The sequence below is a fragment of the Mesorhizobium sp. M0621 genome (assembly GCF_040320745.1).
In the GTDB taxonomy this organism is placed as follows: domain Bacteria; phylum Pseudomonadota; class Alphaproteobacteria; order Rhizobiales; family Rhizobiaceae; genus Mesorhizobium.
Genome location: NZ_JAMYQF010000031.1, coordinates 40350 through 65274, shown reverse-complemented (window position 1 = coordinate 65274; position 24925 = coordinate 40350). Strand labels below are relative to the sequence as shown.

20 protein-coding genes are annotated in these 24925 nt (G+C 62.7%); 10 read left to right on the top strand and 10 right to left on the bottom strand.

Features of this window, described 5'->3' with window-relative positions; genetic code table 11:
• Positions 1-17: 17 nt before the first annotated feature.
• Positions 18-713, bottom strand: coding sequence for an aspartate/glutamate racemase family protein (locus NKI38_RS20770; RefSeq protein ID WP_352660075.1), 696 nt, complete (start codon positions 711-713; stop codon positions 18-20).
• A 327-nt stretch (positions 714-1040) separates the two neighbouring features.
• Positions 1041-3224, bottom strand: coding sequence for a primosomal protein N' (locus NKI38_RS20765; RefSeq protein ID WP_352660074.1), 2184 nt, complete (start codon positions 3222-3224; stop codon positions 1041-1043).
• A 90-nt stretch (positions 3225-3314) separates the two neighbouring features.
• Between NKI38_RS20765 and fsa the strand changes: the two genes are divergently transcribed.
• Complete coding sequence (gene fsa / locus NKI38_RS20760; protein WP_352660073.1) at positions 3315-3971, top strand: fructose-6-phosphate aldolase; 657 nt, start codon at positions 3315-3317, stop codon at positions 3969-3971.
• Between the two features lie 107 nt (positions 3972-4078).
• On the opposite strand, the gene NKI38_RS20755 is transcribed toward fsa, so the two are convergent.
• The 3 genes from NKI38_RS20755 to leuS all read right to left on the bottom strand — a co-directional run bounded on the left by NKI38_RS20755 (position 4079) and on the right by leuS (position 10257).
• A complete protein-coding gene (locus NKI38_RS20755; protein WP_352660072.1) occupies positions 4079-6775 on the bottom strand; it encodes a DNA translocase FtsK in 2697 nt (898 codons plus the stop codon).
• A gap of 292 nt (positions 6776-7067) precedes the next feature.
• Positions 7068-7646 carry an LPS assembly lipoprotein LptE gene (lptE, locus tag NKI38_RS20750; RefSeq protein ID WP_352660071.1) on the bottom strand — a complete coding sequence of 193 codons (579 nt, stop codon included), beginning with the start codon at positions 7644-7646 and terminating at the stop codon, positions 7068-7070.
• Positions 7633-10257: a leucine--tRNA ligase gene (gene leuS / locus NKI38_RS20745; RefSeq protein WP_352660070.1), complete on the bottom strand. Its 2625-nt coding sequence runs from the start codon at positions 10255-10257 to the stop codon at positions 7633-7635. Before leuS ends, lptE begins: the two co-directional genes overlap by 14 nt.
• A gap of 155 nt (positions 10258-10412) precedes the next feature.
• Between leuS and NKI38_RS20740 the strand changes: the two genes are divergently transcribed.
• The 5 genes from NKI38_RS20740 (at position 10413) to NKI38_RS20720 (ending at position 13552) form a co-directional block, all read left to right on the top strand.
• Entirely contained in the window at positions 10413-11075 is a 663-nt protein-coding gene (locus NKI38_RS20740) for a YggS family pyridoxal phosphate-dependent enzyme (RefSeq protein ID WP_352660069.1), read from the top strand.
• An 89-nt stretch (positions 11076-11164) separates the two neighbouring features.
• Positions 11165-11419 carry a type II toxin-antitoxin system Phd/YefM family antitoxin gene (locus NKI38_RS20735; protein ID WP_352660068.1) on the top strand — a complete coding sequence of 85 codons (255 nt, stop codon included), beginning with the start codon at positions 11165-11167 and terminating at the stop codon, positions 11417-11419.
• The gene (locus NKI38_RS20730) at positions 11419-11820 is read left to right on the top strand and encodes a type II toxin-antitoxin system VapC family toxin (RefSeq protein ID WP_352660067.1); all 402 of its coding nucleotides are present in this window, start codon (positions 11419-11421) and stop codon (positions 11818-11820) included. Before NKI38_RS20735 ends, NKI38_RS20730 begins: the two co-directional genes overlap by 1 nt.
• A gap of 148 nt (positions 11821-11968) precedes the next feature.
• Positions 11969-12388: a hypothetical protein gene (locus NKI38_RS20725; RefSeq protein WP_352660065.1), complete on the top strand. Its 420-nt coding sequence runs from the start codon at positions 11969-11971 to the stop codon at positions 12386-12388.
• A 114-nt stretch (positions 12389-12502) separates the two neighbouring features.
• On the top strand, positions 12503-13552 hold the full coding sequence (locus NKI38_RS20720; RefSeq protein ID WP_352660064.1) for an aldo/keto reductase: 1050 nt from the start codon (positions 12503-12505) through the stop codon (positions 13550-13552).
• Between the two features lie 50 nt (positions 13553-13602).
• Here NKI38_RS20720 and NKI38_RS20715 read toward each other — a convergent pair whose 3' ends face one another.
• A complete protein-coding gene (locus NKI38_RS20715; RefSeq protein ID WP_352660062.1) occupies positions 13603-14511 on the bottom strand; it encodes a LysR family transcriptional regulator in 909 nt (302 codons plus the stop codon).
• 119 nt (positions 14512-14630) lie between these two features.
• On the opposite strand from NKI38_RS20715, the gene NKI38_RS20710 reads away from it, so the two are divergent.
• Both NKI38_RS20710 and NKI38_RS20705 read left to right on the top strand, forming a co-directional pair.
• A complete protein-coding gene (locus NKI38_RS20710) occupies positions 14631-15812 on the top strand; it encodes an MFS transporter (protein ID WP_352660089.1) in 1182 nt (393 codons plus the stop codon).
• Between the two features lie 56 nt (positions 15813-15868).
• Positions 15869-16903, top strand: coding sequence for an aldo/keto reductase (locus NKI38_RS20705; protein WP_352660061.1), 1035 nt, complete (start codon positions 15869-15871; stop codon positions 16901-16903).
• A gap of 16 nt (positions 16904-16919) precedes the next feature.
• Here NKI38_RS20705 and NKI38_RS20700 read toward each other — a convergent pair whose 3' ends face one another.
• Positions 16920-17192 (bottom strand): usg protein, encoded by a 273-nt coding sequence (locus NKI38_RS20700; RefSeq protein WP_352660059.1) that lies wholly within the window; start codon positions 17190-17192, stop codon positions 16920-16922.
• Between the two features lie 419 nt (positions 17193-17611).
• Between NKI38_RS20700 and acs the strand changes: the two genes are divergently transcribed.
• On the top strand, positions 17612-19567 hold the full coding sequence (acs, locus tag NKI38_RS20695) for an acetate--CoA ligase (protein ID WP_352660058.1): 1956 nt from the start codon (positions 17612-17614) through the stop codon (positions 19565-19567).
• The gene (locus tag NKI38_RS20690) at positions 19567-20316 is read left to right on the top strand and encodes an MOSC domain-containing protein (RefSeq protein ID WP_352660056.1); all 750 of its coding nucleotides are present in this window, start codon (positions 19567-19569) and stop codon (positions 20314-20316) included. The genes acs and NKI38_RS20690 overlap by 1 nt, the downstream gene beginning before the upstream one ends.
• A gap of 1 nt (position 20317) precedes the next feature.
• Here the strand turns inward: NKI38_RS20690 and NKI38_RS20685 are convergent, their stop codons facing one another.
• The 3 genes from NKI38_RS20685 to NKI38_RS20675 all read right to left on the bottom strand — a co-directional run bounded on the left by NKI38_RS20685 (position 20318) and on the right by NKI38_RS20675 (position 24592).
• On the bottom strand, positions 20318-21586 hold the full coding sequence (locus tag NKI38_RS20685; protein WP_352660055.1) for a class I SAM-dependent methyltransferase: 1269 nt from the start codon (positions 21584-21586) through the stop codon (positions 20318-20320).
• A gap of 347 nt (positions 21587-21933) precedes the next feature.
• Positions 21934-23412 (bottom strand): TadE/TadG family type IV pilus assembly protein, encoded by a 1479-nt coding sequence (locus NKI38_RS20680; RefSeq protein WP_352660054.1) that lies wholly within the window; start codon positions 23410-23412, stop codon positions 21934-21936.
• 310 nt (positions 23413-23722) lie between these two features.
• Complete coding sequence (locus tag NKI38_RS20675) at positions 23723-24592, bottom strand: transglutaminase-like domain-containing protein (RefSeq protein ID WP_352660053.1); 870 nt, start codon at positions 24590-24592, stop codon at positions 23723-23725.
• Between the last annotated feature and the right edge of the window lie 333 nt (positions 24593-24925).

The following is a 24925-nucleotide window of genomic DNA, read 5'->3' as shown; positions in this document are numbered from 1 at the left end:
CAATTTGCGGAAGCCTGTCAGCCCAGCGCGAATTCGACCGCCGCCTCGGCATGGATGCGCGTCGTGTCGAAGACTGGAATGTCGAAATCCTGCTGGCCGATCAGCATGGTAATCTCGGTGCAGCCCATGATGACGCTGTCGGCGGCCTCTTCGCGGCGCAGGCGTTCGGTCTCGGCGATATAGGCCGTCTTCGAGATTTCCGTGACGATGCCCTGGCACAATTCCTCGTAGATGACGCGATGGACCATATCGCGTCCGGCGGCATCGGGCACGACCGGCCGCAGGCCGTATTTGTCGGCGAGCCGGCCCTTGTAGAAATCCTGCTCCATGGTGAAACGCGTCGCCAGCAGCGCCGGGCGCTGCATGCCGGCGCGCTTGACCGCCATCGCGGTGGCATCGGCGATGTGGATCAGCGGGATCGACACCGACGCCTGCACCTGGTCGGCCAGTTTGTGCATGGTGTTGGTGCACAGAAGCAGGCCTTCCGCGCCGCCCGCCTCGAGCTTGCGCGCCGCTTCGACGAGAAGTACGCCGGCGCCGTCCCAGTCACCGTGATGCTGCCGCTCGGCGATCTCGGCGAAGTCGAACGACCAGAGCAGCAATCTGGCCGAATGCAGCCCGCCCAGCCGCGAGCGCACGATCTCGTTGAGCAGGCGGTAGTAGATCGCGGTCGATTCCCAGCTCATGCCGCCCAGAAGGCCAAGGGTTTTCATTCGGCGACACTCCAGAAGGGCCTGATGATCTCTTTCAGCGGATCGAAGTCCACCTGAACCTGTACCCGTCCCGGCGCCATGGCCTCAGATGGTTCCAGCCAATCTTCGCCACGATGATAAGCGCAAAAAACAGAAGGCAATACAGAATTGGGTGGTGGTTAAAAATCAGACCTGTAACGAGGGAAATACCCAAAATGACCCAACCGGCTCGTAACGCCAGTAAAACGGCATTTGTCAGAAAACTTATGTTCACCCGCTCGCGGTCATTTGTGGGTTGTGGGTTACCCACTAAAGGTTACCCACTAAAGATAGCGGTCGGACGCCATGCTACAAGAAGCTCTGCGGGTCGATATCGACCTGCACCCGAACCGAGCCGCGCTGTTTTGGTCCGTTGGCCAGCATGGCGCGGATGAAGCCTTGCATGTCGGCACGCCGTTCGCCCTGGATCAGCAGGCGGAAGCGATGACGGCCGCCGAGCAGTGACAGTGGCGCCTCGGCCGGGCCGAGCACGAACAGATCTGTCGCCTCGGGCGCGGCGCGGCGCAGGCCGCGTGCATGGCCCTCGGCTTCCGCGCGCGTCACCGCACTGACGATGACACCGGCCAGCCGGCCGAAAGGCGGCAGGGCCGCCCGCTCGCGCTCGGCGATCTCGCGCTCGTAAAAGGCCTCGGCGTCGCCGGAGACGATCGCCCGCATCACCGGATGGTCGGGCTGGAAGGTCTGCAGCAGGCCAAGGCTCTTCTTGCCGGTGCGGCCGGCGCGGCCGGTCACCTGGCTAAGCAGCTGGAAGGTGCGCTCGGCGGCGCGCGGATCGCCATTGGCAAGGCCGAGATCGGCATCGACGACGCCGACCAGCGTCATATTTGGGAAGTTGTGACCCTTGGCGACAAGCTGCGTGCCGATGACGATATCGGCTTCGCCATTGGCGATCGCTTCCAGCTCCAGCCGCAACCGCCGCACGCCGCCCATCAGGTCGGACGACAAAACGATGGTGCGCGCGTCGGGAAAATGCGCGACGACCTCTTCGGCGATACGCTCGACCCCCGGTCCGCAGGCGACCAGATGATCGAGTGTGCCGCATTCAGGGCAGGCTTCGGGACGGCGCTCATTGTGCCCGCAATGATGGCAGACCAGCTGGCCGCGAAGCCGGTGCTCGACCAGCCAGGCCGAGCAGACCGGGCAGCCGAAGCGATGGCCGCAGACCCGGCACAGCGTCAGCGGGGCATAACCGCGCCGGTTGAGGAACAGCAGCGACTGCTCCTTCCTCTCCAGCGTCTGGCGCATCTGGTCGAGCAGCACCGGCGACAGGAAGCCGCCGCGCGCCGGCGGTGCGCGCCGCATGTCGACCGCCTTCAGGTGGGGAAGTGCTGCCTCGGCGAAACGGGCGGAGAGCACGGCTCTGGCGTAGCGGCCCTGGCTGGCATTGACCCGGCTTTCGACCGATGGCGTCGCCGATGCCAGCACGACCGGAAAACTGCCGATATGGCCGCGCACCACCGCCATGTCGCGCGCATTGTAGAAGACCCGGTCCTCCTGCTTGTAGGCAGGGTCGTGCTCCTCATCGACGACGATCAGGCCAAGCTCCTTGAACGGCAGGAACAGCGCCGAGCGCGCGCCGGCGACGACCCGCACGCCGCCCTCCGCCACTTGCCGCCAGACTTTTTCGCGCATCCGCGGCGGCAGGTCGGAATGCCATTCGCCCGGCTTGGCACCGAAGCGCTGCTGGAAGCGCTCGAGAAAGGCATGCGTCAGCGCGATTTCCGGCAGCAGGATCAGCACCTGCTTGCCCTGGTCGAGCGCGGCCGCCACCGCCTCGAAATACACCTCCGTCTTGCCCGACCCGGTGACGCCGTCGAGCAGTGCGACATTGAACACGCCGGCTGCGACATTGGAGCGCAGCATCAGCGCGGCGTCGTTCTGGTCCGGCATCAATTCCGGTATGGCGTAGCCGGGGTCGGGTGCCGCCACGACCGGGCGCGGCGGGATCATCACCGTCTCGAACACGCCTTGGGCCCTCAGCCCGTCGATCACCGTCGACGACACACCTGCGGCATGGGCGAGGCCGGATCGCGTCCAGGCAAGGCCGCCTTCGGCGGTCTCCAGCACGCGCTCTCTGGCTCCCGTCATCCGATCGGGTACGAGAAGCGTGCGCTGCAGCCCCTCGATCCACGGTTCGGGATCGAAAGCTTCCGGTGCCCTGAGCAGCATGCGCGCCACCATGCCCGGCGGCGACAGCGTGTACTGCGCCACCCAATCAACGAAACGGCGCATTGCGCGATCGATCGGCGGGCAGTCGAAGACCTGTTCGATGGGGCGCAACTTCTTCGCATCGACCTTCTCGACCGCGCCATCCCAGACGATTCCGGCGACCTGGCGTGGCCCGAGCGGCACGCGTACGATCGAGCCCGGCACCACGCGCATGCCGGCGGGCACGGCATAGGTGTAGGGGCGTTCGGCGGGCATCGGCACCAGCACCGGTGCGGCTGCGACAAAGGGCGAATCTTCGATCATGAGGCGTGACCTTGCCCTGACTTTGGTCTAGATCAAAGGCCGACCCCGAATGTGCATGAGATGCACATGAGAATCTTCAGGAGACCCGCCATGAAATTTTTTGTCGACACCGCCGACGTCAAGGATATCCGTGAGCTGAACGATCTGGGACTGCTCGACGGCGTCACCACCAATCCGTCGCTGATCCTCAAATCCGGCGGCAAGATCGCCGAGGTCACCAAAGAAATCTGCGACATCGTCAAGGGCCCGGTCTCGGCTGAAGTCACCGCCACCGAATATTCCGAGATGATGCAGCAGGCCAAGGCTCTGGCCAAGATCGCCGACAATGTCTGCATCAAGGTGCCGCTGACGCTGGACGGGCTGAAGGCCTGCAAGACGATCCGCACCGAGATGAACCGCCTGGTCAATGTCACGCTGTGCTTTTCGGCCAACCAGGCGCTACTGGCGGCCAAGGCCGGCGCCTCCTTCATCTCGCCCTTCGTCGGCCGCATCGACGACATCGGCATCGACGGCATGGAGCTGATCCAGGAGATCCGGCAGATCTACGACAATTACGATTTCCAGACCGAAATCCTCGTCGCTTCCGTGCGCACTGTGAACCATGTCAAGCAGGCAGCACTCATCGGCGCCGATGTCGTTACCGCGCCGCCGGCGACCCTGAAGGCGCTGGTCAACCATCCGCTGACCGACAAAGGCCTCGCCGCCTTCCTCGCCGACTGGGCAAAGACCGGCCAGAAGATCGGCTGAGATGGCGATCGGCTGAAGCCGCACCACTTTCAATCGGAAAAGGCCGGGGTACCCGGCCTTTTTTAATGCGCTTCAGACGAAGTCATGCCGCCAAAGGAGTCCGCGGATCAATCCGTGCCGTCATCGTCAGGCGCGGTCACCGGCGGGCGCCGCCCCATGATGATTTCGCGTTTGCCGACATGGTTGGGTGTGCCGACCAACCCTTCCTTTTCCATACGCTCGACCAGGGATGCGGCGCGGTTGTAGCCTATGCCCAGGCGACGCTGGATATAGGACGTCGAACACTTCTTGTCGCGCACCACCACCTTGACCGCCTCGTCGTAGATGGCATCACTGTCTTCGGCTGCAACCGATCCCTTGTCGAAGACCGCGCCCTGGTCGGTTTCGGCTTCTTCCTCATCCTCGTCGGCTGTCACGGTTTCCAGATATTCAGGCCGGCCCTGCGCCTTCAAATGCGCCACGACGTGCTCGACCTCCGCGTCGGAGACAAAGGGACCATGCACGCGGGAGATGCGTCCCCCACCCATCATGTGCAGCATGTCGCCCTGTCCGAGCAGCTGTTCGGCGCCCTGCTCGCCCAGGATGGTGCGGCTGTCGATCTTGGACGTCACCTGGAAGGAAATCCGGGTCGGGAAGTTGGCCTTGATCGTGCCCGTGATGACATCGACGGAAGGACGTTGAGTTGCCATGATCAGGTGAATGCCGGCAGCGCGCGCCATCTGCGCCAGACGCTGGATGGCGCCTTCGATCTCCTTGCCGGCAACCATCATCAGGTCGGCCATCTCGTCAACGATGACGACGATGTAGGGCATCGGCGCAAGGTCGATTTCCTGCTGTTCGAAAAGCGGCTCACCGGTGTCCTTTTCGAAACCGGTCTGCACCGTCATGACGACAGTCTCGCCCTTGTCGCGGGCGGCGGCGGCGCGCTCGTTGTAGCCGTCGATGTTGCGCACGCCGAGCCGCGCCATCTTGCGGTAGCGGCCCTCCATCTCGCGCACCGCCCATTTCAGCGCGGTCACGGCTTTCTTGGGATCCGTGACGACGGGCGTCAGAAGATGCGGGATGCCATCATAGACGGAGAGTTCGAGCATCTTGGGATCGACCATGATCAGCCGGCATTCTTCGGGCTTCAGCCGGTAGAGCAACGATAGGATCATGGTGTTGATGGCAACCGATTTGCCGGAGCCGGTGGTTCCGGCCACGAGCAAATGAGGCATCTTCGCCAACTCGGCGATAACAGGTTCACCGCCGATCGTCTTGCCGAGACAAAGCGCCAGCTTGCAGCTGGTCTTGCGGAAGTCCTCCGATTCGATCAACTCGCGAAAATAGACGGTTTCGCGCATCTCGTTCGGAAGCTCTATGCCGATGACGTTGCGGCCAGGCACGACGGCGACGCGCGCCGAAATCGCCGACATGGAGCGGGCGATGTCATCAGCGAGCCCGATGACACGCGAGGATTTGACACCCGGTGCCGGTTCGAACTCATAGAGCGTGACGACCGGGCCTGGGCGAACGTGAATGATCTCGCCGCGCACGCCGAAATCCTCGAGCACGCTTTCCAACAGATCGGCGTTCTGCTCGAGCCGCTCCTGCGACATGTAGAAGCCTTGCCCCTCCGGTGGCTGCTGCAACAGCTCTTCCGGAGGAAGCTCATAAGGATCGCCCGCGGTTGACAGCACAATTTTTCCAGCCCCGGGCAAGCGGGGAGAGCGAGCGGCAGCGACCCTGACAGTGACGTCCACACCTGGCGCGGCCGGCGCTGGAACGGCATCGCTTTTAGCAGCGGGGATTGCGACAGCCTCGGCCCGCGGCGGTGCGTTGCCCGCAGATACGTCAGGCTGGACGACGGCCTGGTTCGAATTGGCCGGCCAAACGTCCGGCAACGGCTTCGAGGCCTGGCCCGGAAGACATTCGATGACACGAAACAGCGAGGTGGCATCGGCCGCCATCGGCAGGCTGGTATCGATCTGCGCGCCGGCGACAGCGGCGGATGAAGCTGGGCGGGCCTGCCGGGCCTGGGACGAAACATCGACCAGATGGGGCGCCATAGCCTCGAAGAAGGCGTGATCCGAAAGATAGGGCCAGCGCAGCTTTTCGGGAGTGGCCGGTTTGATCGGGACGCCCGGAGCGGCGGTCCCGCGCGCGGGCGCTCTTCCTGTTGCGGCCGTCATCGGCGGCACCGTAGCAACGACGCGCGCCTGCTCTCTGGCGCGCGCCGGGGGAACGAAAGCCGCAGCCGGCGGTGACGGCCTTTGCGTTGCGGCTCCACGGCCGGCCAACGGCTGGGAGGCATGACTTTTCACCGACGCCGGCAATGCCAGGAGCGAGGGCGCGGAGGATGCCCCATCGGCCATGGCTTGCGCGGCTGCTTGCTGCGTTGGGAGCGCATCTGCATCGCCCTGTTCGACACCACGTTCATGCTGCGGACGATGCTTCTTGGCCTCATAGTCTGGTGTGCGGGTAAAACGCACGTTGGGCGCGAGGAAGAAATATTCTTGCCAGGCAGGACTTTCGATATCGCCGATTTTCGAGGACGCGTTGCTCGCCTCCGCGCTACCCCTCGGCTGCATATAGGGCCGCTTGTTACCGCCGAGATCGACAACCGGCGCGGAATAACCGGCCTGGTGTGTGCCGGACTGCCGGCCATCCAGTCCCTTGTGAGCCGTACGATCCGGATTGTCTGTCGCGGCTGAAGACGTTCGCTGACCGCCCCTGTCGCTGATGCCATCGAAACGCTTCACCTCGGGATCATCGGGCGATGCTGCCTTCAACAAATTGACCCGGGAAAAACGCCTGGCTTCCATTCTCAAGACTCACTCTGCACTGTCTGCCGAGCAATAGGGAGCGAGTGGTTAACAGTTGCTTCCCGGATGGGTCGGCAACGATCCTTGAGCAGCAAAATCGCCGTGACAGCCTCTACAAGCGACGAGGCCGGATCGTCATCTCACAGCGCGCGCCGGTGGCGCGATCTGCTCGCTGTGCCATGGGGAGTTTGATGGCGTATCGTCGCGGCGATGCCGCACAATCTCTATTCGGCAACCTGATCGTGGCCTCACGATCATCCCATCATGTGGGCCGCTAGACCGATAAGCCGCGCTAGCCGGCCTTGCCGTGCCTGGCCAGGTCCTGGGCGATCGACAATTGCAGCGCTTCGGCCAGTTCGCGCGCGGCGCGATTCTCGGCATCGATCTGCGCCCGGTATGCGGCGAACTCCTGACGCGGCCTGTCGAAGGACGAGGTGATCGAACGCTTGCCGGATGCGATGACCACACCGGACTTCGCATCGGACAGCGTATAGTTGCCAGTCAGCGTCACAGAACCGGCGGTCGGTTCGTCCTCGTTGGTTCCAACCTGGACAAGTGCCGCTGATTCGACGGCTTCGGTCACGCCGAGGTTGAGCGAATAGGCCGGTGAGGCTGGCTCGCCGGCACCGCGTCCAAAGCCGAAAATCAGATTGTTGCGCACCTGCTGGCCGGAACGCGAGCCGACCGGCTTGACGGCGATCAAAGCCAGTTCGGCACTGGCGCTGGCCTGCGAAACCGACAGCGGCGCGCTCGAATAGAGCGGCCGCACCGTGCAGGCCGAGACAAACGCAAGCGAGCCGACCAGTCCGGCGAACGCCATACGGCGCAGCACACGGCTCGGCTCTGTCTTTTCCGGATCAGGCAACGACATTGACGATCCTCTGCGGCACGATGATCACCTTGCGCGGAGCCTTACCTTCGAGTGCTTTTTGCACGAAGTCGAGAGCCAATACCGCTTTTTCGACAGCACCTTGGTCCGCGTCGCGGGCAATTGTCAAATCCCCCCGCTTCTTGCCGTTGACCTGGACCGGATAGGTGACTTCGTTGTCGACGACCAGCGCCGGATCGAAGACCGGCCATGGCCGTTCGGCAACCAGATCGGTGCCGCCGAGCGTTTCCCAGCACTCCTCGGCCAGATGCGGCATGACCGGCGCGATCAGATGCACGAGGATCTCCACGGCCTGCCGACAGGCGCCTTTCAGCGCCGGGTCGGCCTTGCCTTCGGCCACCTCGTTGAGCGGCGTGGTCAGCGCGTTGGCCAGTTCGTAGATGCGGGCGATGGCTCGGTTGAAAGCGAGCTTCTCGATATCCTCGCCGACCGCCTTCAGGATCTTGTGGGCGGCCTTGGAAACCACCGCGGCTTCGCCACTGCCAGCCGCCACGGGCTTGATGCCGGCCAGCGTTTCGGCCGCCGTCGACACCAGGCGCCAGATGCGCTGGATGAAACGATGCGCGCCGGCGGCGCCATCGTCGGTCCATTCGACATCGCGCTCGGGCGGCGAATCCGACAGCATGAACCAGCGCGCCGTGTCGGCGCCGTAGCCATCGGTGATGTCTTCCGGGCTGACCGTGTTCTTCTTCGACTTCGACATCTTTTCCAGCGGGCCGATGGTGACAGCCTCGCCGGTGGCGATGTCGATGGCGCTGCGCTTGCCGTCGACGTCCTCCAGCCGAACCTCCGTGGGCGCCAGCCAGCGGCCATTCGATGCCGAGCCGAGGCGATAGGTCTCGTGCACCACCATGCCTTGCGTGAACAGGCCCTTGAACGGCTCGGCCAGATCAACATGGCCGGCCTCGCGCATGGCGCGGGTGAAGAAGCGGGAGTAGAGCAGATGCAGGATCGCGTGCTCGATGCCGCCAATATACTGGTCGACCGGCAGCCATTCATTGGCCGCCTTGGGATCGGTCGGCTCATGCGCCCACGGTGCCGTGAAGCGGGTAAAATACCAGGACGAATCGACGAAGGTGTCCATCGTGTCGGTTTCGCGCCGCGCATCCTTGCCGCATCGCGGACATTTCACATGGCGCCATGTCGGATGGCGGTCGAGCGGATTGCCCGGCCGGTCGAAATCGACATCGTCGGGCAGCTTGACCGGCAGGTCGGCTTTCGGCACCGGCACCACGCCGCAATCCTCGCAATGGATCATCGGGATCGGGCAGCCCCAGTAGCGTTGGCGCGAAATGCCCCAGTCGCGCAGGCGGAAATTCACCTTGCGCTCCGCCATCGGCCGGTTGCCGATGGTCTTCTGTTCCAGCAGCTTCGCCACCTCGTCGAAAGCCTGATCCGGCTTCATGCCGTCGAGGAAGCGCGAATTGATCATCACGCCATCGTCGACAAAGGCTTGATCGATGATCTGGAAGCTTGCCGGATTCTCGCCTTCCGGCATCACCACCGGGGTCACCGGCAGGCCGTATTTATTGGCGAAGTCGAGGTCGCGCTGGTCGCCCGACGGACAGCCGAAAATGGCGCCGGTGCCGTATTCCATCAGCACGAAATTGGCGACGTAGACAGGCAGCGTCCAGCTGTCGTCAAACGGGTGGACAACCCGGATGCCGGTATCAAAACCCTTCTTCTCAGCGGTCTCCAGCGCCGCCACGGACGTGCCCATGTGGCTGATATCCTCGATGAACTTCGCCAGCGCCGGATTGCTTGCCGCGGCCTTCTTGGCCACCGGATGATCGGCAGCGACCGCCATGAAGGAGGCGCCGAAGATGGTGTCGGGCCGTGTCGTATAGACTTCCAGCTCATGCTCGCCATCAGAGGCGACGGCCAGCGGCCAACGGATCAGTAGCCCTTCCGAGCGGCCGATCCAGTTCTGCTGCATCAGCTTCACTTTTTCAGGCCATTCGTCGAGACCATCAAGCGAATCCAGCAGGTCCTGCGCAAAGTCGGTGATCTTGAAGAACCACTGCGTCAGTTCGCGCTGTTCGACCAGCGCCCCCGAGCGCCAGCCGCGCCCGTCGATGACCTGCTCGTTGGCGAGCACCGTCATGTCCTCCGGGTCCCAGTTGACCTTGGAGGATTTGCGCGTCACCAGCCCCTTCTCGACGAAATCGAGGAACAGCATCTGCTGGCGGTGATAGTAGTCGACGTCGCAGGTGGCGAATTCTCGGGCCCAGTCCAGCGACAGGCCCATGACCTTGAGCTGCTCGCGCATGGTGGCGATGTTCTGGTAGGTCCATTCCTTGGGATGAACCTTGTTTTGCATCGCCGCGTTTTCGGCCGGCATGCCGAAGGCGTCCCAGCCCATCGGGTGCAGCACGTTGAAGCCCTTGGCCCGCTTGTAGCGCGCCACGACGTCGCCCATCGTGTAATTGCGGGTGTGGCCGATATGGATGCGCCCCGACGGATAGGGGAACATCTCCAGCACGTAGTATTTCGGGCGCGGATCGTCATTGTGCGCTTCGAACAGCTTCTTGGCGTCCCAGGCCTTTTGCCATTTGGGCTCTGACGCGCGCGGATTGTATCGTTCGGTTGCCATGGGACGTTTTTCACTTAAAAGCATGCGCGAACTGGGGGCGATGGCTCGGTAGTTCAGGGAATGTGGTCCGGGTGTTCACCATGGTTTGGCAAACCCGTCAACCATATGGGTATCGCGCCTGACAAAAACGCGGGCCAAAACAGCAGGATTTGCATATGGGCGATGCCGTTCAGCAATTTTTCGCGGTCAAGGCGAAGATCGCCGCAGCGGAGCAGGAGGCCGGACGCGATGCCGGCGCTGTGACGCTGGTCGCGGTTTCCAAGACCTTTGAAGTCGCCGACATAGACCCGGTCATCAAGGCCGGCCAGCGCGTCTTCGGCGAAAACCGTGTGCAGGAGGCGCAAGGCAAATGGCCGGCGCTGAAGGACGCATTTCCGGATATCGAACTGCATCTGATCGGCCCGTTGCAATCGAACAAGGCCAAGGAAGCGGTGGCACTGTTCGACGTCATCGAAACGATCGATCGCGAGAAGATCGCCGCCGAACTCGCCAAGGAGATCACAAGGCAGAGCCGCGCCCCAAAGCTCTACGTCCAGGTCAACACCGGCTCCGAACCGCAGAAAGCCGGCGTCGAGCCACGCGACGCCGTGGCCTTTGTCGCCCGTTGCCGCGATGTCCATGGCCTCGCCATCGAAGGCCTGATGTGCATCCCGCCGGCCGATGAGAATCCCGGTCCCCACTTCGCCTTGCTGGAAAAGCTTGGGCATGAGGCCGGCGTCGCCAGACTGTCGATGGGCATGTCCGGCGACTACGAGACGGCGATCGCCTTCGGCGCCACCAGCGTCCGGGTCGGTTCGGCGATTTTCGGCAGTCGATAGCCATTGATAGCGGCAGTTCGAATGCAGCATTTCTTGCTGCCTCACCGCAACAATGCTATATCTAGCCAAGCTAGCTAGGACGCATTCTCATGAACTGGCATCTTCAGGACGCAAAGAACAATTTTTCCAAGGTGGTTCACCGCGCGCGCAGCGAGGGACCACAGACGGTGACCCTGCGCGGCGAGCGTGCAGCGGTGGTGCTCTCTGCGGAAGACTACGACCGCTTGGCCGGAAAGAAGAAAAGCCTTGCCGAATATCTTTTGACTGGCCCGGTCTGGGACGATGATTTCGCCGAGGAGGTCAACCGTCGCTCGGATACCATGATCCGGGATGTCGATCTCTGATGTATCTGCTCGACACGAACATCGTTTCGGACGTGCAGAGGCGGCTACCCAAGCCGACTGAATGGCTTACTTCGGTGGATCCGACATCGGTGAGCCTCAGCGTCATTACCCTTGGCGAGATCGAGCGTGGGATCGTCAAGCTACGCAAGGTCGACTCCGAAAAGGCAACGCGCCTCGATTTGTGGCTACGGGAGCTGCGGCGGGACAACGCCGACCGCATTCTTGCCGTTACGGAAGATGTCGCGTTGGCCTGGGGGCGCATCACTGCTAGTCGTACACGGGGCAGCGCCGACACGCTCATCGCGGCAACCGCGCTTGTCCATGACCTCATTCTTGTGACCCGCAATGTTGCCGACTTTGATGATACCGGCGTGACGGTCTTCAATCCCTGGGTGATCTGACCCGTCCCACATTGCCACAAACCCCGGAGGTTGGATGCGGCAGCCGCGTCATAGCATCGCATTGCGATGCCGCGCCCCCTCCCTACCTCCGTCGGAGACCCTGAGCGACCGTCATGGCCGTTCCTTTGCAATGTCGAAGGAGGGCATCATGAACAACGAACACCTTTCCCACAAACAACCCCGTGACCGGCCTCACAACCGGCATGTCTCCGACCGGCTGCATCCAGACATCTATAGTGCGATGGCTGGCCTTGCCGGATGGTACGCATTGTCCGCCTGGGCAGGCTTCGGCGGCAGCAGCTACGCCGATTATCTTCTCGTCGTCATGACCGGCTTCCTTGTTATCGCGGTGGCATTGCCGGCCCTCGCCGGGCATGTCTGGTATCGGCATCGCCCGTGGACACCCGCGAGCATCGGCAGCTTCGAGGATTGGATCGCCGGCGAATTCGATCTCGGCCAGGGCAACCGCGTTGCCTCCAAGAGAGCGCTGCTCGAAATTCTGCTGCCGCTTGCCGCCGTCGCCTTCGGCATGACAGCCTTCGCGATCGTGTCGCTACTGGCCAGCTGACCGTCGGCACGTCCACACGTCGGCCAGATGAGAAATTCTTTGGGCCAACACTGGAAACGAAACGTACCGTTCCTATTTGTTTTGTGTCATCACAAACTCTCTGGAGCCTCCACCATGCGTTATAACCAGCTTGGAAATACGGGGATGTTCGTCTCCGAACTCTGCCTCGGCACCATGACCTTCGGTGCTGCGGGCGAAAATGCCCAATGGGGCCTGATCGCCAGCCTCGACCAGAAGGGCGTCAACGAGATCGTTGCCCGTTCGCTCGCCGCCGGTGTCAATTTCTTCGATACCGCCGACGTCTACTCCTTTGGCGAGTCCGAACGGCTGCTCGGCCAGTCGCTCAGGGACCTTGGCGTCGACAGGCAGAATGTGGTTATCGCCACCAAGGTCCACGGCGCCATGGGCGACGGCCCCAACCAGCGCGGCTCGTCGCGCGGCCACATCATGAATTCGGTCGATGCCAGTTTGGAGCGGCTGCAGCTCGATCATATCGATCTCTATCAGCTGCACGGCACCGACACGGTGACGCCGATCGACGAGACGTTGCGGGCGCTCGACGATCTCGTTGCCAGTGGCAAAGTCCGCTATGTCGGCGTCTCCAACTGGGCGGCATGGCGCGTCGCCAAGGCGCTCGGCATCACCGAGCGCAAGGGTTTTGCTCGTTTCGAGACCGTCCAGTCCTATTATTCGATCGCCGGCCGCGACCTCGAGCGCGAAATCGTGCCGCTGCTCGATGAGGAGAAACTCGGCCTGATGGTGTGGTCGCCGATGGCCGGCGGCCTGCTGTCCGGCAAATACGGCCCCGGCGCGCCGGGCAATGGCGAGGGCCGCCGCGCTGCCTTCAACTTCCCGCCGGTCAACGAGGACCGTGCCTGGGCGGCCGTCGCCGTCATGCGCGAAATCGCCAAAAAGCACGATGTGAGCGTCGCCACGGTAGCGCTCGGCTACGTCCTGGCCAAGCCTTTCGTGATGAGCGTCATCATCGGCGCAAGCCGCATGGAGCAGCTGGAGCAGAACCTTGCCGCGACTGAAGTGAAGCTCGATACCGACGATCTCGTCCGCCTCGACGAGGTCAGCGCCCTGCCGGCCGAATATCCCGGCTGGATGCTGGAGCGTCAGGCTGCCGGCCGGCGCCCGGCGCCGTTCACGCCGAAGGCATAGGCCCCGCCAGCGCAGACATCTCGGGAGCCCGTCGGCTCCCGAGAGCCTTGTCAGGTCAGCCGCACGCTCTCCCCCAGAAAATCGAGAAAGGCGCGCACCCGCGCCGGCAGATGTCGGCCCTGGCCGACATAGACAGCGTGGGTGGGCTCCTCGTCGCCGGGATTGAATACATCCAGTAGCGACGCCAGCCGGCCAGCGGCGATATCGGCGGCGACATGCCAGAATGCCAGCCGGGCGATGCCCGCGCCCGCCAGCGCCATCAGCCGCATCGCCTCGCCATCGCTGACCAGCGTGTTGCCGGTGATCGGAACCATGATGGCGCGGCCTTCCGCGTCGAGGAACGGCCAGCCATCGACATGCCGTACGAATCCAAAGCCCATGCGGTTGTGCCTGTCGAGATCTGCCGGTGTCAGCGGCGTGCCGTACGTTTCGAGGTACGAGGGCGAGGCAACGACGACCACGGGGCTTTGCCCGAGCTTGCGCGCCACCAGCCGTGACTCACTCAACGGTCCGGCACGGATAGCCACATCAGCGCGTTCCGCCATCAGGTCGATGACGCTGTCGGTCAGCACCAGATCGACCGAAATCTCGGGGTAGCGTTCGAGGAAGCGCGGCAGAAGCGGGATCAGCCGGTGCACCCCGAAGGGCACGTAGGTGTTGACGCGCAGCCGTCCGCGCGGTGCTGCACCCGCTGCTGCCTCCTGCTCGGCCGCCGCCATGTCGGCGAGGATGCGCAGGCCGCTTTCGTAGAACGCTGTGCCTTCCGGCGTCAGCTGCAGTTTTCGTGTCGAACGGCTGACCAGCCGCGCGCCAAGCCGGGCCTCCAGCCGCGCGATCAGCTTGCTCACCGCCGACGGCGTCATGCGCAACGCGCGTGCCGCGGAGGAGAAGCTGCCTTCCTGGACGACGCGCACGAACACTTCGATTTCGCCGGAGCGATTGATGTCGGACCTGACCATTTGTGAATCTATTTCACAGAAAATGTGCCCAAGGCAAGTCTGGTTCACAATGCATGGCGGCACGATCTTTCGGGCCGGGGCGCGGGACGGCGCTCTTCGTCATCGAAGTGGAAACCGCCATGCCTCTTGCCCTCTACGCCCTCGCCGCCGGTGCCTTCGGCATTGGCGTCACCGAATTTGTCATCATGGGTCTGCTGCTTGATGTCAGCAAGGACCTCGGCGTCTCGATCTCGGCCGCCGGCCAGCTCATTTCTGGCTATGCGCTCGGCGTCGTCATCGGCGCGCCCTTGCTGACCATCGCCACCGGCAACTGGCCGCGCAAGACCGTGCTTCTGGCGCTCATGGCGATCTTCACGCTTGGCAATCTCGCCTGTGCGCTGGCGCCCGACTACTGGACGCTGATGGGCGCCCGCATCATTACCGCCTTTGCCCATGGCACCTTCTTCGGCGTCGGCTCTGTCGTCGCCACCGGGCTGGTCGCACCCAACAAGAAGGCCTCGGCGATCGCGCTGATGTTCACCGGCCTGACCATCGCCAACATCCTCGGCGTTCCTTTCGGCACCTGGCTTGGCCAGGCCTTTGGCTGGCGGGCGACCTTCTGGGCGGTGACATTGGTCGGTCTGGCGGCCTTCGCCGTCATCCTGGCTCTGGTGCCGCGTAGCCGGACGGCGCCCGAAAAGAGCGACCTGCGCGCGGATCTCGCCGTCTTGCGCCGCACGCCCGTCCTGCTCGGTCTCGCCACCACCGTGCTCGGCTATGCCGGCGTCTTCGCCGTCTTCACTTACATCGCTCCTTTGCTGACGCAGATCAGCGGCTTCGAGGAAGCGGCCGTATCGCCGATCCTGCTCGTCTTCGGTGGCGGTCTCATCGCCGGCAATCTTGCCGGCGGCAAGGTCGCCGATCGCTGGCTGGTGCCGGCCGTGCTGGGCAGTCTGGTGGTGCTGGCCCTGGTGCTCGCCACGATGACCTTCGCCATCCACAGCCAGGTGATGGCCGTCATCTATGTCGGCCTGCTCGGTGCTGCTGCCTTCGCCACCGTGGCACCGCTGCAGATGTGGGTGCTGGACAAGGCGCAAGGTGCGGGCCAGAGCCTCGCCTCGTCCTTCAACATCGCCGCCTTCAATCTCGGCAACGCCGCAGGCGCCTGGCTTGGTGGCGCGGTGATTGCCCATGGTCTTGGGCTGGGTTCCCTCACCTGGGTCGCCGCCCTGCTGCCGCTCGCGGCACTCGCCGTGGCGGGACTGGCGCTGCGTCTCGATCGCACCGCCACGCTCGGCACGCCTGCCTCCGTCCGACCATGAGTATCTGAACCGGATCGCTGTCGACACCCTTCTTCCACACCAACAGGAGCAAGAAAATGGACTATCGACGTCTCGGTGCATCGGGCCTGAAAGTGCCCGCACTCTCGTTTGGCGCGGGAACCTTTGGCGGTTCCGGCCCGCTGTTCAGCGCCTGGGGCAACAGCGATGCCAGGGAAGCGCGGCGGCTGATCGACATCTGCCTCGAAGCCGGCGTCAATTTGTTCGATACCGCCGACGTCTATTCGAACGGCGCGTCGGAACAGGTGCTTGGCGAAGCTATAAAAGGTCGCCGCGACGCCGTGCTGATCTCGACCAAGACCTCGCTGCCGATGGGCGACGGCCCCGCCGATTACGGCTCGTCGCGTTCGCGGCTGATCAGATCCGTGGACGATTCGCTGAGGCGCCTCGGCACCGACTACATCGACCTTTTGCAACTGCATGCCTTCGATGCAGGTACGCCTATCGAGGAGGTTCTGTCGACGCTGGACGAACTCGTTCGCGCCGGCAAGCTGCGTTATGTCGGCGTCTCCAACTTTTCCGGCTGGCAAGTGATGAAGTCGCTGGGGGAAGCCGACAAGCACGGCTACCCGCGCTATATCGCGCATCAGGTCTACTATTCGCTGGTCGGCCGCGATTATGAGTGGGAACTGATGCCGCTCGGTCTCGACCAGGGCGTCGGCGCGCTGGTGTGGAGCCCGCTCGGCTGGGGCCGCCTGACCGGCAAGATCCGTCGTGGCCAGCCTTTGCCCGAAAAGAGCCGGCTGCACGACACAGCGAGCTTCGGGCCGCCAGTCGAGGACGAGCATCTTTATCGGGTCATGGATGCCTTGGACGCGGTGGCCCAGGAAACCGGCAAGACCGTGCCGCAGATCGCCATCAACTGGCTGCTGCAGCGCCCGACCGTATCATCCGTCATCATCGGCGCCCGCAACGAGGAGCAACTGCGCCAGAACCTCGGCGCCATTGGCTGGAATTTGACCCCGGAGCAGATGAAAAAGCTCGACGCCGCAAGCGAAGTCACCGCGCCTTATCCGTACTTCCCCTATCGCCGCCAGGAAGGCTTCGCCCGGCTCAACCCACCGGCGGTGTGAGCGCTGGTGCCGCCCCTCAGTGCAGCACGAACTCACCGTCGACCTTGCGCCATTCGTTCGGCGCGATCAGCTTCTGGTGCGTGTAGCTGATCGAATGCAGCGGCCCGTCGAGCTTGGCCTTCCAGAATTCGATGAACTTGATCAGCACTGGAAACTTCGGCGCCAGATCGTAATCCTGCCAGATGAAGCTCTGCAACAGATGCGGGTGGTCCGGAAAATGATAGAGAATCTTGGCCGTGGTCAGGCCATAGCCTCTGAGCATCAGGTCCATTTCGGAATGGTCGCGCATGGCAGTCCCCCTTGGGCGGTCCCTGGTTGAGTCTCCTTTCCTCCCAACGTCAGAGTGTGCGCGCCGTTGCTTAACTGTCTATTGATTTTTCCTGATCGAGAACGGGTTTTCCGCGCGAAAACATGCAGTTAGCAGCGAGCCAGCTTGAGTGCTGACACGACAGTGCCGTGCGTCCCCTTGGACGCGTAAAGACGCAATAGCATTTTTGATTTGGCGCATGATCCCTTCCGAAAATCGAATCCGATTTTCGGGGTCATGCGCTGCCGGGGAAACACCTGCGGCATCCCGCCGCGCGAATCCAACGTCTAATGTTGCGATGACGGACGAACTGGTAATAATGCCGCCGAATTCGCGGCAGCTTTGCCGCGATCCCACCGGCGTTTCAAGCCGGCGGATCGGTTTGGGAGGAAAGTGAAGAAATGTCCGAGGTTCATGTCCATCGCGTCCAGCCGGCGTGGAAGAAAAATGCGCTGATCGACAATGAAACCTACCTGAAATGGTATGCCGACAGCGTCAAGAATCCGGACAAGTTCTGGGGCAAGCACGGCAAGCGCATCGACTGGTTCAAGCCCTACAGCAAGGTCAAGAACACCTCCTTCGACGGCAAGGTCTCGATCAAATGGTTCGAGGACGGGCTGACCAACGTCTCGGTCAACTGCATCGACCGGCACCTGAAGAAGCGTGGCAACCAGACCGCCATCGTCTGGGAAGGCGACAATCCCTACGACGACAAGAAGATCACCTACAACGAGCTCTATGAGCATGTCTGCCGGCTCGCCAATGTGATGAAGAAGCATGGCGTCAAGAAGGGCGACCGCGTCACCATCTACATGCCGATGATCCCGGAAGCCGCCTATGCGATGCTGGCCTGCACGCGCATCGGCGCCATCCACTCGATCGTCTTCGGCGGCTTTTCGCCGGATGCGCTGGCCGGTCGCATCGACGATTGCAAATCGACCTTCGTCATCACCGCCGACGAGGGGCTGCGTGGCGGCAAGCCGATCCCGTTGAAGGAAAACACCGACAAGGCGATCGAGATCGCCGCGAAAGCCGGGACGAAAGTCGAAAAGGTGGTGGTCGTGCGCCGCACCGGCGGCAAGACCGGCTGGGTGGCCGGACGCGACGTCTGGTACCATGACGAGGTCGCGACGGTTAGGCCTGAGTGCAAGCCGGAGAAGATGAAGGCCGAGGATCCGCTGTTCATCCTCTACACGTCGGGCTCGACCGGCAAGCCGAAGGGCGTGCTGCACACCACCGCCGGCTATCTCATCTACGTCTCGATGACGCACCAATATGTCTTCGACTACCATGACGGCGATATCTACTGGTGCACCGCCGATGTCGGCTGGGTGACTGGCCATAGCTACATCGTCTACGGCCCGCTCGCCAACGGCGCCACTACGCTGATGTTCGAAGGCGTGCCGAACTATCCGTCGCAGTCGCGCTTCTGGGACGTCATCGACAAGCACAAGGTCAACATCTTCTACACCGCGCCGACGGCGCTGCGCGCCCTGATGGGCGCCGGCGACGCGCATGTCACCAAGACGTCGCGCAAGTCACTGCGCGTGCTGGGTTCGGTAGGCGAACCGATCAATCCGGAAGCCTGGGAATGGTATTTCAACATCGTCGGCAACGGCAAGGTGCCGATCGTCGACACATGGTGGCAGACCGAGACCGGCGGCATCCTGATCACGCCGCTGCCGGGCGCCACCGACCTCAAGGCAGGTTCGGCGACGCGGCCCTTTTTCGGCATCAAGCCGGAGCTGGTCAACGGCGAAGGCAAGGTGCTGGAGGGTGCCGCTGACGGCAATCTGTGCATCGCCGATTCCTGGCCCGGCCAGATGCGCACCGTCTATGGCGACCATGATCGCTTCATGCAGACCTATTTTTCGACCTACAAGGGCAAGTACTTCACCGGCGACGGCTGCCGCCGCGACGCCGACGGCTACTACTGGATCACCGGCCGAGTCGACGACGTCATCAACGTCTCCGGCCACCGCATGGGCACGGCGGAAGTCGAATCCGCACTGGTCAGCCACGACAAGGTCTCGGAAGCCGCCGTCGTCGGCTATCCGCACGACATCAAGGGCCAAGGCATCTACTGCTATGTCACGCTGATGGCCGGCGAGCAGCCGAGCGAGGAATTGCGCAAGGAGTTGATCGCCCATGTCCGCAAGGAGATCGGCGCCATCGCTTCGCCCGACAAGATCCAGTTCGCGCCCGGTCTGCCAAAGACGCGTTCTGGCAAGATCATGCGCCGCATCCTGCGCAAGATCGCCGAGGATGATTTTTCGGCACTCGGCGACACCTCGACGCTGGCTGACCCGGCCGTCGTCGACGACCTGATCGCCAACCGGCAGAACAAGAAGGCTTGATGCAAACCAGGACTGCACTGGGTTCCGTCACCGAGCTTTGGCGCTATCCGGCGAGTTCGCTCGCCGGCGAGCGGCTCGATGCGATCCTTGTCGGCTCGGAAAGCGTCGACGGCGACCGCCTGTTCGGCCTTGTTGACGTTTCCGACAATGAAATCGCACGACCGGATCGCGAGGCGAAATGGCACAAGGTGCCGCGCATCCGGACCCGGCTGTCGCCTGCCCGCGAACTTGAGATCGCCGTCCCGGACGGCGACTGGCTGGCTGCGCCGGGTATCGAGGGCGACCGCGCGGTGTCGGCCTATCTTGGCTTCGAGGCCTCGATCCGGCCGTTTCGCCGGGAGAACGCCGCCTCTGGCTATTCCGGCCCGCTGACAGTGGAACGCTATCGCAAGGCCCCGATCCATCTTCTGACCACGGCTTCGCTGGCACGCCTGAAGGCTCTGCATCCGGAAGGGGCCGCCGACCCACGCCGCTTCCGCCCCAACATCGTCGTCGAGATGGCGGCAATCGAAGGGTCGTTTCCGGAGACGGAATGGATCGGCCGCAAGCTTGCCGTCGGTGATCTCCTGCTGACCATCTCCGAGCCGTGCCGCCGCTGCGGCTTCACCATCATCGCCCAGGATGGCTTCGACCATGATCCGGCGATCCTGCGCAATCTGGTTCGACACAACGCGCACAATCTCGGCGTCTATTGCACGGTCGATCGGCCGGCCGGCGTCGAGGTCGGCGACACGATGCGCTTCTTGTAAGCTATCGGTACAGATCCGCCCGCGTCGGCGGCAGGCCGCTCGGGCCACGCGCCCGCTTGGTGACGACGGTCTGGAAAATCTGTGCCGAGGCGCGTTCGAAGGTGATCGAACAGCCGGTCAGGTAAAGCAGCCACAGGCGTGCCCTCGGCTCGCCCACCTCGGCGATTGCTTCACCGAAGCGTGCGTGCAGGCGTTCGGCCCACAGCTTGCAGGTGCGGGCATAGTGCTCGCGCAGGTTCTCGACATCATAGACGAGAAAACCGTGCGCCTCGAGATTGCCGAGCGTCATGCCGATGGTATCGAGTTCGCCGCCGGGGAAGATGTATTTGATCAGCGCCTTGTATTCCGGCCCCTTGCGCAAGGTTTTTTTCATATCGCCCTTGCTGCGCCTGGTGATGGCGTGATGCAGATAAATACCGCCCGGTTTGAGCAGGCGATGAACGGTCGAGAAATAGGCGGCATGGTTGGCAAGGCCGAGATGCTCGAACATGCCGATTGACGATATCTTGTCGAACGAGCCGGAGAGTTCGGCATAGGATTTTATCTCGATGGTGATGCGATCCTCCAGCCCTTCTGCGCGGATGCGCTCACGGGCAAGATTGGTCTGCGCCTCCGACAGCGAGACACCATGGCCGATGACGCCATAGTTCTTCACCGCATGGATGAGCATCGCTCCCCAGCCACAGCCGATATCGAGCAGTCTTTCTCCGGGCTTCAGCCGGAGCTTGCGACAGATATAGTCGAGCTTGTCGATCTGCGCTTGATCGATGCTGTTGGTGAAATCCTTGAAGTAGCCGCAGCTATAGACCATGCGCTCGTCGAGGAAGAGCCGATAGAAAGCGTTCGAAATGTCATAGTGATGCTGGATCGCTTCCTGGCTCGAACCGCTGACGAAGGGATTGCGTCCCGAAAGATCGGTCCGCGCCGTCATCTGTTTCCTTGAAAACAGCACCGCCGGCAGGTCACGCAGGATCGCCAGCTTCGGCAATGTCTTCAGCTTCGTCCTGAGTTTACCTTGCGAAGGCAAGGCATAGAAATCGAACAGCGATCCCTCTTCGATGTCGACGGTCTTGGAAATCCACATCTCGATCAGCGTCGACAGGGACGGTCGCTTCACGATCTGCCAGACAATGTCCTGGTCGTTGATGGTGAGCACCGGACCAGTGGCGGGGCCGATCCGCTCCCCGGTCCACAGCCTGACCGCAAAGCCCGGCTTCAATGTTTCGATCACCGTTCGAACGATGCGAGCGGCCTTTTCGGCTGCCTCCATGCGATTCCTCCGAATGCTGGCCCCGGGCAGAAGTTTGCCCGGCCGGCCTGGCAATCGCAAGCCGGATCGCCCGTTGGCTAATTTCAGACCTGCACCTTGCCTTTTGCTGCAATGCACCCCATCATTGTGGGATGTTCAACAAATCGAAAGGAGGTGATCCGATGTCGAGTGATTTCGTTTTCCAGAACGTGGCCTCAGCGGATTGCACTTTCGGGAAGCAGTCTCCCCGTTAAGGCGCGAGATGCGCGGCGGGTGACCTGATAGGTCACCGCCCTGGGCCGCGCCACGGACGGAAACACGGAAGGCCGCCGGCTTCGCAAGAAGCGGTGGCCTTTTCCGTTTGCGGACTACTGAGTCAACGCGACCTTTTCGGTGTTGCGGATGATTTCCTGAAAGGCGGCGTCCAATTCCACTCCGGTGGACACGTCGAAGAAATGTCTCTTCACGGCGGAGGTGTCCTTCGATGAACAGTCCTTCAGCACCGCCTTGGCCTGGTCCCGCTCGGTTGCCGACATGTCCTTGTCGTCCAGATCGAAGCCGATGGTGAAAATCTCGATGCCGTCGTTTTTCATGTTGCCACACAGCGTTTCGGCGTTGTCGCGCGCAAGGTTGCCCTGGCTGTTGTAGCTGCCCCCAACACCGGCGAAGGCGGTATTGAACTGGCCATCGGTCATCAGGATCGCGACCTTGGCGATCTTCTTCGCATCGGCATCCGAGGCGCCTTTGCCGAGGCCAGCGTTCTTGATCGCGCCGCGCCATTGCGGCGACAGCATATAATAGGTCCACTGAATGGCGATCGCGCCGGCCGTATATCCTTCGGCTCGGAAGTCGCCGATCGAATCAAGCAATGCGCCGGAATCGGCGGTCAGCGGGATCACCTCCGCACCAGGGCACCTGTTCATTCCCCCGCCACCGAGATGATCATCCCGATTGACGAGCGCGTAATATTTCTTGCCGTTCCCGTCCGTGCGAACCGTGTCTGGGCCGTCGGCGCTCATATCCGCATCGCCGTTTTTGTCCTTGCGCTCGGTGGCGCAATTATCGGGGTGCGGCATCGCCGCGCCAGCAATGGAGATGTATTCGCTGAAGGACGGCAGCAGATTCTTGCCCGTCTCGGCGACGAGAAGCGGACTGCCGGCGACGGGTGGCAGGTCGGAGCTCCCTTGCTTCTCGGCATAGACGTTTTCCGCCAGCTTGCCGGCATTCACGCCAGATGCGTAAGGCACAATCGCGACGCGGATGCGGGGGTTGTTTGGATCCTGGTTCTGAAGCATCGTCTGGACGGCGTTTTTCGCGGCTGCTTTCAGATCGCCGATCTTGTCGACGTTGCCCCGCTTCGCCATCGATCCTGTTACGTCGAGCATCATCGCCACTTCGATGGTCTTGTCCGAATAGAGCGCCGTCGTGGAAGCGGTGACGCGTTTCATGTCGCCCATGCCAAGAATCGGGAAATACAGGGCGACGTCGACATGGGCGTCCGCCTGGACCGTCTTGGCGGTCCTGCTGACAATCAGGCTGTCGAGCACGATCTGGTCGGCCTGCAGGATGCCTGCCTGGCTGTTGGCGTCGAGAAAGGCCTGCACCGATGTGTTGGCGTCGGCTTCCTTGATGGCACCGGTCGTCAGGTCGCGCGCCGTCGACGTGACCGCGGCGTCGACCACGCCCTGCAGGCTCGATCTGGCATTGTACAGCTGCGAGACGTTGACGGAAAAGCCAACGCCCAGCGCCAAGACCGAGGCAGCAAGGCCGAACAGGACTGCGAAATTTCCACCGCGATCTCTGGCGAACCCGCCGACCGCGTGAACAAGACCCCCGTAATTCCGCATCCTACAGCCTCCGCTTGCCTCGGCCTCGTCGCCGCAGACAGGGCAATGCAGGATTCCCGCCGGATGACGCCGCTTGGCCGCCGAAAGCACGCCGCCCTTCAGCAACACATTGTTTTTGCTTGATTTCGTCCTTTGCGAAGGTGAATGACTGGTAAACAGAACAACGCGCGCTGCAGCTGCGTTTACGAGCTGGTTACCATCCTCAGGACAAGCCAATCGAAGGAAGCTCGACGACGTCCTGTTGCGGCACAGTGCCCCTGTGCCGAAGCGGACCATGTTTCTGGAACCGTTGCGTCGGTAGGCCTCGCGACTAGGCCAGCATCTGCGCGCTGACGGTCCTGTCGATGCCGTGATAGGGCGGGTTGAACAGATTGCCTTCCTGTTCGTAGGTCCACACCTTGAACAGGCTGAGCCGGTGCGGGCCGAAGCTGTGCAGCAGCGGCACGTCGGTGGCGTCGCGGCCGCGCGCGATGACGACGCGGCCGATCCTCGGCCTGTTGTGGCGGGGATCGAACGTGTACCATTTGCCGTCGAGGAACACTTCCAGCCATGCCGAGAAATCCATCGGCGCCGGATCGATCGGCACGCCGATATCGCCGAGATAGCCGTTCACATAGCGCGCGGGAATGTTCATGCAGCGGCACAGCGTGATCGCCAGATGGGCGTAGTCGCGGCAGACGCCGACGCGCTCCTCATGCGCCTGGGCCGCGGTGCGGGTCGAGCGCGCATAGCCATAGCCGAACGACAACCGGTTGTGGACATAGTCGACGATCGCCTGCACCCGCGCCCAGCCGGGCGGGAGATGGCCGAACAGTTGCCAGGCCAGGTCACTGAGATGATCTGTCTCGCAATAGCGGCTGCCCAGGAGATAACCGAGCACCTCGTCGGGCAGGTCCGCCACCGGCACTTCCCTGGCCAGCGTGTTGACCTCGTCCATCTCGCCGCTGTCCTCGACGACCGCATCGTAGAGGATGCGAAAGCTCCCGGCTGGCGCCGTGAAGCGGCGGCAGGCATTGCCGTGCAGATCGTGGTAGAGCCTGGTCGGCACGGCAGGCGATGTCAGCACCCGCGTCTGCCGCTTGATGTCGGCTTGCCTGTCCTTGTGTATCTCGAGCACCGAAATCACCGGAGTGCCTGCTGTGCATTCGATGGCGATTTCATAGCCGAGCCGGATCAGCATCGCAGTCCCCCTTCGATTATCGTGGAAAGCAGTTTGTTGGAACGCGACAGAACTGGCTGTGGTTCCCTTGGGACGTCGCCTTTTCAACAAAACAGCCAGCTGGCGAATGGTTCGCCCAACCATTTTCCTCGTGCGCTCTCATGTTCGGTGGCGAACCTACTGCCAAGACTTAGAATGAGGTCCGCCCGACGAGGCCGCGCCAGCGGTCGAGGTGAACGCGTCGCAATATTTCGAGGAATGTCCGACGGCACGTTCGCTTATGGGTGCCGCTGTTATGAAAATGGTGACGGTTGACCGTGGAGCTCTGTGACCTAGCTTAAGTTCAGGATGGAC